At 46.5% G+C, this 535-nt stretch carries 1 protein-coding gene; it reads right to left on the reverse strand.

The window, feature by feature from the left end; all coding sequences use genetic code 11:
• Positions 1-8: 8 nt before the first annotated feature.
• Positions 9-535 (reverse strand): aminotransferase class III-fold pyridoxal phosphate-dependent enzyme (locus tag R7093_RS27655; protein ID WP_318147333.1); only part of this gene is annotated, 527 nt, incomplete at its 5' end.

Genomic DNA, 535 nt, shown 5'->3' on the forward strand with positions numbered 1-535 from the left:
AATCCTTATTAAGATGCTTGTTTGAAGTGTTTTGCAGCAATCGTTTCTACTGCACGTTCAAAGATGCTTAATCCTTGGTTCAGCTCAGATTCACTGATGGTCAATGGACAGAAGAACTTCACCACCTCATCGTCTGGGCCTGCGGTTTCAATCACCATGCCGTCGTCAAAACATGATTTAGCGATTTCTGCGGCCAAGTCACCGTGAATACACTCGATGCCAATCATCATGCCGCGTCCCTTTTTCTGAACGAACATTTGCGGGAAACGACGCACGCAGCGATCAATCACTTCACTCACATTTTGCGAACATTGCTTAATGTGCGTTTCGAAATCGTCATTTGACCAGTAGATTTCTAGTGCTTTTGCCGCAGTAATAAATGCGTGGTTGTTACCACGGAACGTGCCGTTGTGCTCGCCTGGTTTCCATTGGTCAAGTTCTGGCTTCAGCAGTACAACCGCCATTGGCAGACCGTAACCACCGATCGATTTCGATAGCGTCACAATATCGGGTTCAATACCTGATGGCTCAAAAC

Source organism: Vibrio sp. 1580 (assembly GCF_033340055.1).